At 44.4% G+C, this 12,524-nt stretch carries 10 protein-coding genes and 1 rRNA gene; 4 read left to right on the top strand and 7 right to left on the bottom strand.

Annotated elements, in window-relative coordinates:
* Positions 1 to 177: 177 nt before the first annotated feature.
* Positions 178 to 666, top strand: a complete 489-nt coding sequence (locus tag FTT87_RS02980) for a CHAP domain-containing protein (RefSeq protein ID WP_180174327.1) — start codon at positions 178 to 180, stop codon at positions 664 to 666.
* Between the two features lie 94 nt (positions 667 to 760).
* Here FTT87_RS02980 and FTT87_RS02975 read toward each other — a convergent pair whose 3' ends face one another.
* The 4 genes from FTT87_RS02975 to ilvD (FTT87_RS02960) all read right to left on the bottom strand — a co-directional run bounded on the left by FTT87_RS02975 (position 761) and on the right by ilvD (FTT87_RS02960) (position 6,281).
* Entirely contained in the window at positions 761 to 1,048 is a 288-nt protein-coding gene (locus FTT87_RS02975; protein WP_180043858.1) for a chorismate mutase, read from the bottom strand.
* Positions 1,029 to 2,339, bottom strand: coding sequence for a hypothetical protein (locus tag FTT87_RS02970; RefSeq protein WP_180174326.1), 1,311 nt, complete (start codon positions 2,337 to 2,339; stop codon positions 1,029 to 1,031). The genes FTT87_RS02975 and FTT87_RS02970 overlap by 20 nt, the downstream gene beginning before the upstream one ends.
* Before the next feature lie 69 nt (positions 2,340 to 2,408).
* Positions 2,409 to 4,094 (bottom strand): dihydroxy-acid dehydratase, encoded by a 1,686-nt coding sequence (gene ilvD, locus FTT87_RS02965; protein ID WP_180174325.1) that lies wholly within the window; start codon positions 4,092 to 4,094, stop codon positions 2,409 to 2,411.
* A 357-nt stretch (positions 4,095 to 4,451) separates the two neighbouring features.
* Positions 4,452 to 6,281 (bottom strand): dihydroxy-acid dehydratase, encoded by a 1,830-nt coding sequence (ilvD, locus tag FTT87_RS02960; RefSeq protein WP_086197804.1) that lies wholly within the window; start codon positions 6,279 to 6,281, stop codon positions 4,452 to 4,454.
* Positions 6,282 to 6,665: 384 nt separating this feature from the next.
* Here ilvD (FTT87_RS02960) and fmt point away from each other — a divergent pair, with 384 nt between their 5' ends.
* The gene (gene fmt, locus FTT87_RS02955) at positions 6,666 to 7,625 is read left to right on the top strand and encodes a methionyl-tRNA formyltransferase (protein WP_180043850.1); all 960 of its coding nucleotides are present in this window, start codon (positions 6,666 to 6,668) and stop codon (positions 7,623 to 7,625) included.
* Entirely contained in the window at positions 7,625 to 8,932 is a 1,308-nt protein-coding gene (rsmB, locus tag FTT87_RS02950) for a 16S rRNA (cytosine(967)-C(5))-methyltransferase RsmB (protein ID WP_180043848.1), read from the top strand. The genes fmt and rsmB overlap by 1 nt, the downstream gene beginning before the upstream one ends.
* 222 nt (positions 8,933 to 9,154) lie before the next feature.
* Here rsmB and FTT87_RS02945 read toward each other — a convergent pair whose 3' ends face one another.
* On the bottom strand, positions 9,155 to 9,298 hold the full coding sequence (locus FTT87_RS02945; protein ID WP_086197760.1) for a methionine/alanine import family NSS transporter small subunit: 144 nt from the start codon (positions 9,296 to 9,298) through the stop codon (positions 9,155 to 9,157).
* A 10-nt stretch (positions 9,299 to 9,308) separates the two neighbouring features.
* Positions 9,309 to 10,787, bottom strand: a complete 1,479-nt coding sequence (locus FTT87_RS02940; protein WP_086197762.1) for a sodium-dependent transporter — start codon at positions 10,785 to 10,787, stop codon at positions 9,309 to 9,311.
* A gap of 615 nt (positions 10,788 to 11,402) precedes the next feature.
* Here FTT87_RS02940 and FTT87_RS02935 point away from each other — a divergent pair.
* Complete coding sequence (locus tag FTT87_RS02935) at positions 11,403 to 12,095, top strand: TIGR04219 family outer membrane beta-barrel protein (RefSeq protein WP_086197764.1); 693 nt, start codon at positions 11,403 to 11,405, stop codon at positions 12,093 to 12,095.
* 310 nt (positions 12,096 to 12,405) lie between these two features.
* On the opposite strand, the gene rrf is transcribed toward FTT87_RS02935, so the two are convergent.
* A 5S ribosomal RNA gene (rrf, locus tag FTT87_RS02930) occupies positions 12,406 to 12,520 on the bottom strand.
* Positions 12,521 to 12,524 lie beyond the last annotated feature (4 nt).

Genomic DNA, 12,524 nt, shown 5'->3' with positions numbered 1-12,524 from the left:
CATACTAAAACAGGTGGATTTTCAAATAAAAGCTCTTTAAAGTACGCGCTTCGCATGAATGGGCTATGTAATAACATTGCATTTGTACCATTGAAAGAAAGAATATTCGGGTTTTAGTTCTGAAAAATGCTGTCTATTTTTTCTAAAAGTAATTGAAAATCAGGTAGAGATTGAAGAATGATTTATGATGGACATCATAGCAATATGATTAATGCTGCGGATCAGAATACGGTGGTAATCTCGCAAAATTTCCAGAAAAACCAGGCAGGTTCAGGCGCTAAAAATTCCAAAAATAAAGGCATTCCCTTTCTGGATGTACGTAAATTCACACAAAAGTTACATAGCATGTCGTCGGCGACCAGTACCAAAAAATGTGCACAAAGCATCCGCATTGCACTACAGTCAGCAGGTGCCCGAATTTTGAATCATCCAGTGGCAGCTGCAGATTGGGGACATACCCTCCAGGCAATTGGCTATAAAAAAATCAACCCTTCTTTTGATCATCCGCAAGAAGGTGATATCTATATTATCAACAGAACCCAGAAGCATGTTTACGGCCATATTGCTGCCTATACCGGCCGCCAATGGGTATCTGATTTCCGCCAAAACAGTCATGCGGTTTATAAGAATGATCAGGTCCGCTATACCTATTACCGTCTGGTGTAACAGATGAAATAGCGCGGTTCAGACACTTTTTCAGGTATCTTTTTTATTGGACAGGTTGAGCTTTTATATTGAGCTTATACCACGCGCAATCAAATTATGGTCGGATTTCTCTCAATTCGCGCTGAATAAAACGCTGGATCATTTCACGATATAAATATTCCACCAGATCAGGATCGGTTCCCTGGTCTAGCGCTTGTGCACGTACTTTCTGAATGACCTGCTCGACCCGTTCCGGAGATTGTACGTCCTGTACAGTACGCTTAAAACGCGTAGCCTGATCGACATAAAACTGACGGGTGGCAATCATCTCAATGAGTGCGGTATCAATGGCATCAATCTGTGCACGGGCCTGTTCTAAAGACTCACATTTCTCTTTCTTCATCTTTGCTATCATCATTTTCACTTTTATATTGGTCTTCTAAAACATTACTAAAAATACTTTCGATCATCCAGACCCGGTACAAACTATTAAACACATAACTTTGACCATCAATGCGCAGTTCGAGCACAGGAAAATCGGGCTGAGACTTCATTTCACAGAGTATGTCATTTTCTTTTAATTTGGCAGCAATATCTTCAGTACTCAGTTCATTGATCTCTAAATCACGCTTGATCTGGTCAAAATGCGGCCTGAATGACAGGTCTTTGCCTTTGGTCCAGACTGACTGCAAAATGCTGTACATGGCTTCCACACGCTGCTCTTCAGGCACGCTATAAAACAGTTTCGCCATCTCATAAGTTGCTTGCTGGGTAGGACGGCAAAACGGGGTAAATTTCACTTCGGTACGTTTGGACAAGCGTGTCGCCAGCCCCCAGTCAAACAGGTCCCGTCCGTGATAAGACAGCGGGTAAACATTGAGATGAATATTATAAAAATTGGCCAGCTCTTCTTTAATATAGGCCAACAAGAGCCAGGAAATCGGGTCTTCCAGAGCAATATATAAATCCAGTTCCGGATCCAGTGCCTGAATTTCATTCAGTTCTTCGGCATCACTGATCAGATGTTCACGCCATTCAATATGGTTGATCAGGAAAATCGGATTACCAGTGAGTAATTTTTGTTGTTTTAAACGGCGGGTTAAACGCAGCAGATCATCCACCGCATGATACTTGCGCTCCCCAAATTCAAAATAGCTGACCAAAACTTCGTTATCGTTAAAAATTCGTTCCGGAAAATTCTGCGCTGGATGATGGCGGCTGGCCATGGCATGTAAAGTACGCAATTTGCCATACTGTTTTTGCCATAGCATGTGGAACACGTCTTCGAGTAAATACAGGAAATCCTGGCCGCGTAAGGGAGTATTGCGAAGGATTGTTTCTGCTTGAGCAATGGCCTCAAGCGACGGCTGTTCGGGGGTTTCATGGAAACTAAAACGATGCTGTTTGGACAGAATTTTGGCATCGTTCAGGCAGTAATTTTGCCACTCCATTTCTGACATGTTATTGGGAGGTTCTGCCGTTCGACTGGAAATGATCACCTTTAAGGGTTTGATCTCATCACTCAAGATTTCTTCAAGTTCAGGTAACTGCTGTGCAGCCAGATAGCTATAGACATCATCCAGACGCAAGTGGATGGTTAAACCCTGCTCCGTAGATAATTCCACCTGACGGGTCGGCTTTTGATAAAACCAACTCGATCGAAGTGGATCAAACCAACGGCGTAACAGTGACATGAGATCAGCCTCGAAAAAAAACCCTTGTGTGCTACAAGGGTTTATAACAATTTGTTAGGTAATGATCAATTATACATCTAAATTTAGATCGGTCACTGCCCCTTTTTCAGCACCTGTAGTCAATTTGGCAAACTTCGCCAAAGCACCATAGCGATAATTCGGTTCAGGCTTGACCCAGGCTGCTTTACGCGCTGCCAGTTCTGCATCGGAAATATGCAGTGTCATTTCACGGGTTTCGGCATTAATGGAAATTTTATCGCCATTTTTCACCAGACCAATCGGCCCGCCTTCATAGGCTTCAGGCGTGACATGACCTATCACAAAGCCATGGCTGCCACCTGAGAAACGGCCATCGGTGAGTAGCGCTACAGATTTTCCTAAGCCCTTACCAATAATGGCCGAGGTCGGTTTCAGCATTTCCGGCATACCGGGTCCGCCTTTAGGCCCTTCACCACGAATCACCACCACTTCGCCTTCCTGCACTTCACCATCTAAAATACCACGCATGGCACCAATTTCGCCTTCGAACACGCGTGCCGGACCTTCAAAATACAGGCCTTCTTTACCTGTAATTTTTGCTACCGCACCCGTTGGTGACAGGTTGCCTTTTAGCACCACCAGATGCGAGTCTTTTTTGATGGGTGCATCAAAGGGCAAAATAATTTGCTGACCTTCTGGATAATCTTCTACATCTGCCAGATTTTCAGCCAAGGTTTTACCGGTTACGGTTAAGCAGGAACCATCCAGCATGCCGGCATTCAGCATGCGTTTCATCAGCGGCTGAATGCCGCCAATCGCAATCAGTTCCGACATCAGATATTTGCCCGATGGACGCACATCCGCCACCACAGGAATGTCTTTCCCAATGCGTACAAAATCGTCCAGAGTCAGTTCCACACCTGCAGTATGGGCCATCGCCAACAGATGCAGCACCCCATTGGTAGAACCACCCAGCGCAATCAGCACTTTAATCGCATTTTCAAAGGCTGCCTTGGTCATGATGTCACGCGGTTTAATGTCCAGACGTAACAAGTTCATCACCGCTTCACCGGCACGCAGACAGTCAATTTTTTTCTCTTCAGACACCGCTTCCTGCGCCGATGAACCCGGTAAGCTCATGCCTAAGGCTTCAATTGCAGAAGCCATCGAGTTGGCAGTATACATGCCGCCACAGGAACCTGGTCCCGGCAATGCGACTTCTTCAATCTGCTTGACCTGAATCTCGTTGATTTCGCCTTTGGCATGCTGACCCACGGCTTCAAACACCGAAATCATGTCGGTATGGCCAGCACCCGGTTTAATGGTTCCACCATAAATAAACAGACCTGGGCGATTTAAACGCGCCAAGCCCATGATACAGCCCGGCATATTCTTGTCACAGCCACCAATCGCAATCACGCCATCATAAGCCTGACAACCCACCACCGCTTCAATCGAATCGGCAATAATTTCACGGGAGACAAGTGAGTACTTCATCCCTTCCGTACCGTTTGAGATACCGTCAGAAATGGTAATCGTATTGAAGATAATCCCCTTGCCATTTGCGGCATTCACGCCTCTTTCCACTTCACGCGCTAGACCATCAATATGCATATTACACGGCGTGACATTGGCCCAGGTTGAGGCAATACCAATAAAAGGCCGGCTAAAGTCGGCATCTTTAAAACCAGTCGCGCGCATCATGGAACGTGCCGGCGCATTTTCAATGCCTTCGTAAACCGGGGCAGAGTGCTCACGGATATTATCTTTACTCATTGGTTTCTTCCTTGGCGATGACTGATTTTCAGCTTCAGTCTTTGGCAAATTATTCTAAGATCATTGTATAGAAGGCATACGATATGTAAAAGTGAAACTCTGTGTATCTCATTCACCCATTTATTGTTTTTCTACCCGAATCAGATCACATGATAAAGTGACATGGATGTCGCTGTTTTCCTGTCTTGCACTGCGTTTAAAAGCAGTGCTTTAAACTTGTTCAGGACGCTGCATCAGGAAAACATCGTCTACGCAATCCTATTTCAAAATCACAAAATAAAATGCGACCATGCTATTTTCAATAATCAATAAAAAGCACTCCATCTGGAGTGCTTTTTATTAGTAAAAATCTAAAGCTTAGATTTCACGTACCGCACCTTTTGCCGCACTGGTGGTATGCATGGCATACGCTTTCAAGGCTTTGGAAATTTTACGTGGACGCTCTTCCACTGGATGCCAGCCTTTCGCTTCTTGTGCTTCACGGCGAGCAGCCATAGTTGCTTCATCCACAGCCAGGTTGATAGTACGGTTTGGAATATCGATTTCGATTAAATCACCATCTTCAACCAGACCAATGGCACCGCCTTCAGCCGCTTCAGGTGAAACGTGACCAATCGACAAACCTGATGAACCACCCGAGAAACGGCCGTCAGTCAGCAAGGCACATTCTTTACCTAAACCTTTCGATTTCAGGTAACTGGTTGGGTACAGCATTTCCTGCATACCCGGACCACCACGTGGACCTTCGTAACGAATCACGACTACGTCACCGGCTTTAATTTCATTACCCAAGATCGCCTCTACCGCAGAATCCTGACTTTCAAATACGCGGGCAGTACCGTTGAATTTCAAAATTGAATCATCAACGCCGGCAGTTTTGACGATACAGCCATCCAGTGCGATGTTGCCGTAAAGCACGGCCAAACCACCGTCTTTCGAGAATGCATGTGCTGCATTGCGAATCACGCCATTTTCACGGTCACCATCTAAACGCGAATAGTAACGGTCTTGTGAGAAAGCAGTTTGTGTTGGTACGCCGCCCGGTGCCGATTTAAAAAATTGGTAAACCTCTTCATTTTCAGTCCGGATGATGTCCCATTTGTCCAAAGCATCTTTCAGGGTTGCTTCGTGGACAGTACCCACAGACGTATTCAGTAAGCCAGCACGATCCAGTTCACCTAGAATGGACATGATACCGCCGGCACGGTGTACATCTTCCATATGCACATCATTTTTCGCAGGCGCGACTTTACACAGTACTGGCACTTTACGAGATAAACGGTCGATATCATCCATGGTGAAATCAACGCCCGCTTCATTTGCAGCTGCCAACAAGTGCAGTACCGTATTGGTTGAACCACCCATTGCAATGTCCAGCGTCATGGCATTTTCATACGATGCTTTGGTTACCATTGAACGTGGTAATACACTGTAATCGTCCTGTTCATAGTGGCGTTTAGCTAATTCAACAATTAACGAGCCTGCACGTTCAAACAGTTTTTTACGGTTGGCGTGGGTTGCTAAAGTTGAACCATTACCTGGTAAGGACAGACCCAATGCTTCAGTTAAGCAGTTCATTGAGTTGGCAGTGAACATGCCTGAACATGAACCACAGGTTGGACAGGCAGAACGTTCGTATTCAGCCACTTCTTCATCCGTATAGTTGTCATCTGCCGCCACGATCATCGCGTCGATCAGGTCAATCGCTTTGTCGTTGCCGCGGATTTTGACTTTACCCGCTTCCATTGGACCGCCCGACACGAATACCACTGGAATGTTCAGGCGCATCGCTGCCATCAACATCCCCGGGGTGATTTTGTCACAGTTGGAAATACACACCATGGCATCGGCACAGTGCGCACTGACCATGTATTCCACCGAGTCGGCAATCAGGTCACGTGAAGGCAATGAATACAGCATGCCATCATGACCCATGGCAATGCCGTCATCCACGGCTATGGTATTGAATTCTTTGGCCACACCACCTGATGCTTCAATTTGACGAGCCACGAGTTGACCAAGATCTTTTAAATGAACGTGACCTGGAACAAATTGTGTGAATGAGTTGACGACAGCAATAATTGGCTTGCCAAAGTCTTCATCTTTCATCCCAGTTGCGCGCCATAAGCCACGCGCACCCGCCATGTTTCTTCCGTGTGTCGATGTTTTTGAACGATAGTCAGGCATTGTGTTATTCCAACAAAGTTTGTGCTTGAGTTGAATGAGCTCATTCACTCTGGCGAAATCTTACAGATCGAGAGCATGAAATCAGTCGAATTTCCAACCTATCATACACCAAGCCATTGTTTTTCAAGATGGCATTTTCATCTTAGTATAGGGGTAGATGGGTCTATAATTTGAACTTCGTGATTTGACGACAAAAATCTTTAACTGAAATCTACTATACCGCCATCCCCGGCCAGACAATGCAAAACTTTCATGAATAATTTTTAAATTTTGCATAAGTTTTTTTTATAAAAATAGGCTTCTTCGGTCTGTATTCAGACTCAATTTAGGTGAATAAATGCTTTTGCCTTATAATAGACATCACGTTTATTTGGAAGCTTTTGTGTGAAAATCATCTTTGCGGGTACACCAGAATTTGCAGCCACTGCATTGGCTGCACTGCTTAAAACCGAACATGACATTGTTGCGGTCTATACTCAACCGGACCGCAAAGCTGGACGAGGACAAAAACTCACGGCTTCTGCTGTAAAGCAGCTGGCTTTAGCCAATAATATTCCGGTCTACCAGCCGCTTCATTTTAAATCTTCGACTGAAGAAGGCTTGGCTGCACAGGCAGAACTGGCAGCTTTAAATGCCGACGTGATGGTGGTGGCCGCTTATGGCTTGATTCTACCGCAAGTGGTACTCGATACACCTAAATATGGCTGTCTCAACATCCATGGTTCACTGTTGCCACGCTGGCGTGGTGCAGCGCCGATTCAGCGTGCCATTGCCACAGGTGATGCTGAAACTGGCGTGACCATCATGAAAATGGCGGCGGGTCTGGACACCGGCGACATGATGTTTAAAACCATCTGTCCGATTGAAGCAAGCGACACTTCTGCAACGTTGCATGACAAACTGGCCGAACAAGGTGCAAGTGCCATTGCAGCTGTTTTAGCGTCGGAAGAAAAACTGCAACACTACCTGGCGACCCGTGAAGTGCAAGACGAAGCATTGACTGTGTATGCTCACAAGCTTTCCAAAGCCGAAGCAGAAATTGATTGGTCTACGGATGCCATACAGATTGACCGTAATATCCGCGCCTTTAACCCGTGGCCAGTGGCATTTATTGTACTCGACGAGAAAAACAACTTGCGGGTGTGGAATTCCAAGTTATCTCATGCTACTGCGGAAAATGCTCAACCGGGTGAAATCATTGCCATTGATAAAGATGGCGTTCATGTTGCCTGTGCAAATAACACGGTCATCACGCTGACTGCTTTACAATGGCCGGGCGCTAAACCGCTTAACCCTGTACAAATTTTACAAACCCAAAAACTGACTATTGGACAAATTTTATAATGAAGCAATCTCCCAACGCCTCAGCCAAAAACCTTAATTTACGTGCTCAGGTGGTGAAGACGTTATTGGCTGTCCAAAATGGTCAATCGCTGCAATCAGTGCTGGCGCAGCAAATGAACATCGTGTCAGACAAAGACCGTGCTTTGTTCCATGAATTGGTACTGGGTTGTTTACGTCAATGGCATGCATTGAAACAACTGACTTTACCATTACTCTCTAAACCACTGGATAATCAAGTGGTTGAAACTTGTTTGTACCTTGGTTTATACCAATTGCTGTGCACCCGCGTGGCTGCACATGCCGCGATTTCTGAAACCGTTGAAGCAACCAAACAATTGGGAATGGAAAGTTTAAGTGGCGTAGTGAATGCGATTTTACGTCGTGCTACCCGTGAAACTGAGCAGTTCTATGACGTGCTTGAACAAGCGACGAATTTACCAAGCTGGTTGTCTAAACGTCTGAAAAAAGACTGGGGCGATCAATTTGCTGAACTCAGCTATGAGCTGAAACAGCTTGCGCCACTGACTTTACGCGTTAACACACGCCAGGTCAGCCGTGACGAATATCTCGACATTCTGGAAGATGAAGGCATCGATGCACATCGCTGCGAAATTTCTGAAGTCGGGATTGTCATGGACGAAAGCCTGCACATTCCAAGTTTACCGGGCTTTGAAGCTGGCGGTTTCTCGGTACAGGATGAGCATGCCCAGCTATGCGCTACTTTATTGCCGAACTTGAATGGCAAAATCGTGATTGATGCCTGCGCGGCACCAGGTGGTAAAACTGCGCACATTTTAGAGAAATATCAGCCGAAAAAACTGATTGCCCTCGATCAGGATGAAAAACGTTTAAAACGTGTTTCTGAAAACCTGGAGCGTCTGCTGTTAGATGGCAAACATGTTGAAATTGTCACCGCAGATGCCGTAACCTGGACAGCACCTGAACCGGCTGATTGTATTGTTTTAGATGCACCCTGTTCAGCGATTGGGGTGATGCGCCGTCATCCAGACATCCGTTTACTGCGTCAATCAACTGATATTGCCAAAACAGTCCAACTGCAAAAACAGATTTTGGACAACATGTGGCAACAACTGAAAGTCGGTGGCACCTTGCTTTACATCACCTGCTCGATTTTAAAAGCAGAAAATGAACAGCAAATGGTCGAGTTCTTCGCCAACCATCCAGATGCCAAAGAAATCAAAATTGAAGCCAACTGGGGCATTGAACAAATCCATGGTCGCCAATTGCTGCCGCAAGTCGGCCGGGGCGATGGTTTCTTCTATTGCCGTATCCAGAAAACAGCTTAAGCCATATACTTAAAAAAGGAGGGAGCAAAAACCCTCCTTTTTTATTGAGATATGCCATGCTGCCAGGAAGATCGGTGCAAATGCGACCCAGACTTGTGATAGCACAAGGTTGGGCAACAGCATTCTCCATTCAAGACACAAGTATTCAAGAAACAAAAAAGCCATTATCGTCAATGATAATGGCTTTCTTTTGTAACCGTATAAACTGAAGTATTTACGGATTTAAAGCGTATGTTGGTCTTTCACTTCTTCCAGCACCTCATCCAGTTCTTCCGGATGTTTCATCAAGTGTAGAATAGATAACACCAATCCGCCCCATAAAAACAGCATCGAGATAATCATCATGACAATTGCTGAAGTATTCATGTTTATTCTCCTAGCGATCTTTCATTCTGGCTAAAACAAACGCCACCACAGCACAGAAAATCACACAGCCCCAGCCAAACAGCCACTGCATACTGATACTATAGTCACCATAGCCTTTTAATAACAAGTTATAAATGGTCATGGCCAATGTAATCAATAAAATCAACGAGGTAATGACCGTTAGGGTAAAATCCCAGCCTTTGCCTAAATGCACGGTTGAAATGGCATTAACGTGATTCCGGATCTCAAGCAAAGCTGAACGCTTAAACCAGGCAATGCTGATAATTGAAATTAATGCACCACCAATAATACCGATGTTATTGATGAAATGGTCAATGATATCCACCAGTTTAATCGAATTGACACTGGAGAATAAAACGATAGAAACCAAGGCACTACCGCCACCAACAATGGTAACCGCTTTCTTACGGCCCCATTTCAGCTTGTCCATCATGGCAGAAATTGGAACTTCCAAAATACTGACCATCGATGAAATACCGGCAACAAACAATGAGGTAAAAAACAGGATACCAAATAAATCTGCACCCGCACCCAAGCTGGAAATGATTTTAGGGAAGGCAATAAAGGCCAGCCCAATACCGCCACTCACCACGTCCTGTACATTGCTGTTCGAGCTATACGCCATGAAACCCAGCGCTGAGAAAATCCCAATACCTGCTAAAATTTCAGTTGAAGCATTGGCAAAGCCCACAATTAAACCTGAACCGGTTAGATTGGTTTTCGGCTTCAGGTAAGATGCATAGGTCACCATGATCCCGAAACCGACGGATAATGAGAAGAAGGTATGGCCATACGCCGCCAGCCAGACTTTATAGTCCATCATGGCTGCCCAGTTCGGAGTAAAGAAGGCATTCAAGCCTTCCACTGCACCCGGCAAACGTAGGGATTGAATCACTAACAGGGTAAATAAAACAAACAATAATGGCATGAAAATCTTGTTGGAAAGCTCAACGCCTTTTTTCACCCCACCATATAAAATGATTAAGGTCAGTACCCAAATTCCAGCCAATGGCCAAAAAATATGACTGACAAAACGCGGGTCAAAACCTGTTGCCTCTGAAGTCTGCAAATAGGTTTTAAAGAAGAACCCTTCCGGGTCGCTGCCCCACATTTGACCAATCGAGAAATAAACGTAACTGCCTGCCCAGGTTAAAACGCTAGCATAATACAAGCCAATAATGATACAGACACTAACTTGCCACCATCCCAGGGTTTCGCCTCCCCGGAATAGCTTACGATAGGCTTTCGGAGGCGAGCCACTGCTACGATGCCCGACCGCATAGTCCAGAAATAACAGCGGTAAACCCGCAGTAATTAAAGCAATCAAATAAGGGATAAGAAACGCACCACCGCCATTTTCATAGGCAACGTATGGAAAGCGCCAAATATTACCTAAACCGACCGCCGATCCGATAGCGGCAATAATAAAGCCGGATCGTGAGGTCCAATTTTCACGAGAATCTGTCATACAACACCTAAACCTTCGGTATCTTCAGTTGCTGCTTGTTATCGGGTTTATATCGCAAGCAAAAAAAGTACCATTCAAAAATAATTCTTGTGTCTGATTTAGAGGTCACCTTTTGGGTGCAGTATTCTAAATTGCAAACAGATCAGTAAGGATCAAATTTTGCTTAAAAATGTTGATCAATACCCATCCTTTATATGAACTTAACAATACTCACTTTTATAAAAATTTTCTGTAATTTATTTACCAAACATTTCATTTTTATAATCTGTTGAGTTTGAATGCTCATTTAATCGGCTTATTTTTAATCTCTCTTTATTATTGAATAATAAACTTTTGGGAATACATAAATTACATATAAAAACCTGAAGTTATCTTAAGATGCTTCAATCTACTTATTTATGGTGGTGGAATAACGATTTAAAAATTAAATGCCGCATGGCTTTTTCAACTCGTTTACTAAAGATGAGAGATAAATTTCCTGTAATTTTGAGAAACAACAACAATGCAATTTTTTATCATTCACTATATGATGCGCTGAGTTAAGTTTGCTTCCGCTGCATTTAAGTCACAAAAAGATTTTCCAAAAATAACAGTTCACCTCACTTCAGGATTCTTATGCAATCATTCAAAATTCTTTGCTTAGCCCTAGGACTGGGCGCATTCAGCTCCACCCAAGCCGATGTTATTGCGGTTAAAGGCAATATTGATTACTGGCACTACAGCACCGACTTAACCCAACCGGCATCGTCCTTTCCCCAAGCACAACTTGAAGATGATCATGCGCTGTCATTCTCGGTTGCAGTAGAACATCCGGTGCCATTTTTACCCAATGCAAAAATTAAGCATAGTCATTTACAGGCTGACAGCGATCAAAGTTTTGAAGGTGTAAAAAGCCATCAGGTCGACCTCACTTATACAGATTTCATTCTATATTATGAAGTACTGGACAATATTGTCGATGCCGATGTCGGCTTTGGGGCCAAACGTCTAAGCGGAGATATTCTGCAAAACTATACCGACACATTAGATGTCAGTAGTACGCTACCGATGCTTTATGCCCAGGCCGGGGTAAACCTGCCCTTTACCGGCTTAAGTGCTCGAGCTGAAGCCAGTTTTGCTGCACTGAATGATGAACAAATTAGCGATGCTCAAGCAGAACTCAAATATAACTTCATCGATAACCTCTTGGTTGACGTAGGTGCCAGAGTTGGGTATCGCATTTTAGACATTCAGCTGGAAGAAAGTTCAAATGCAGAAACCAAACTCAAATTTAAAGGCCCTTATCTGGGCATAGAAGCATATTTTTAAAGCACTACTGTATGCTTTCGCGTACATGGACTGCAGAAAATGAAGGCTAGGCATGCGGCAGCGTTCAAACTATATTTAACCCATACCGAAACAGGATGTTTCTAAAACAACAAGAATAAAAGTACAAAACAGCAGGATGCGGAGGTAGATCAGGAGTGATATGTTTAACCCATACGAAAAGGCCTCGACATCCTGTCGGGGCTTTTTTATATCTAGGTATATAGCGGTTTTTATTCTTGGCTTTTAAATTTCGTTAATTCTAGGCAAAAAAAAAGCCCCTGCTTTATGCAGGGGCTTTTTAAGAATAATGAGCTGGCGATGACTTACTCTCACATGGGTAATCCCACACTACCATCAGCGCTAAGAGGTTTCACTTCTGAGTTCGGGAAGGGATCAGGTGGTTCACTCTTGCTATGGTCGCCAGCACAA

The sequence above is a fragment of the Acinetobacter sp. YH01022 genome (genome assembly GCF_013420235.1).
Classification (GTDB): Bacteria; Pseudomonadota; Gammaproteobacteria; order Pseudomonadales; family Moraxellaceae; genus Acinetobacter.
Note: the sequence above shows the minus strand (reverse complement) of the source record. Positions and strands in the feature narration are given on the sequence as shown.

Excerpts from the sequence above, each read along its gene's own strand:
- FTT87_RS02980 (WP_180174327.1), top strand. The coding sequence starts at position 178 with ATGATTTATGATGGACATCATAGCAATATGATTAATGCTGCGGATCAG.
- FTT87_RS02975 (WP_180043858.1), bottom strand. The coding sequence starts at position 1,048 with ATGAAGAAAGAGAAATGTGAGTCTTTAGAACAGGCCCGTGCACAGATT.
- FTT87_RS02970 (WP_180174326.1), bottom strand. The coding sequence starts at position 2,339 with ATGTCACTGTTACGCCGTTGGTTTGATCCACTTCGATCGAGTTGGTTT.
- ilvD (WP_180174325.1), bottom strand. The coding sequence starts at position 4,094 with ATGAGTAAAGATAATATCCGTGAGCACTCTGCCCCGGTTTACGAAGGC.
- ilvD (WP_086197804.1), bottom strand. The coding sequence starts at position 6,281 with ATGCCTGACTATCGTTCAAAAACATCGACACACGGAAGAAACATGGCG.
- rsmB (WP_180043848.1), top strand. The coding sequence starts at position 7,625 with ATGAAGCAATCTCCCAACGCCTCAGCCAAAAACCTTAATTTACGTGCT.
- FTT87_RS02945 (WP_086197760.1), bottom strand. The coding sequence starts at position 9,298 with ATGAATACTTCAGCAATTGTCATGATGATTATCTCGATGCTGTTTTTA.
- FTT87_RS02940 (WP_086197762.1), bottom strand. The coding sequence starts at position 10,787 with ATGACAGATTCTCGTGAAAATTGGACCTCACGATCCGGCTTTATTATT.
- FTT87_RS02935 (WP_086197764.1), top strand. The coding sequence starts at position 11,403 with ATGCAATCATTCAAAATTCTTTGCTTAGCCCTAGGACTGGGCGCATTC.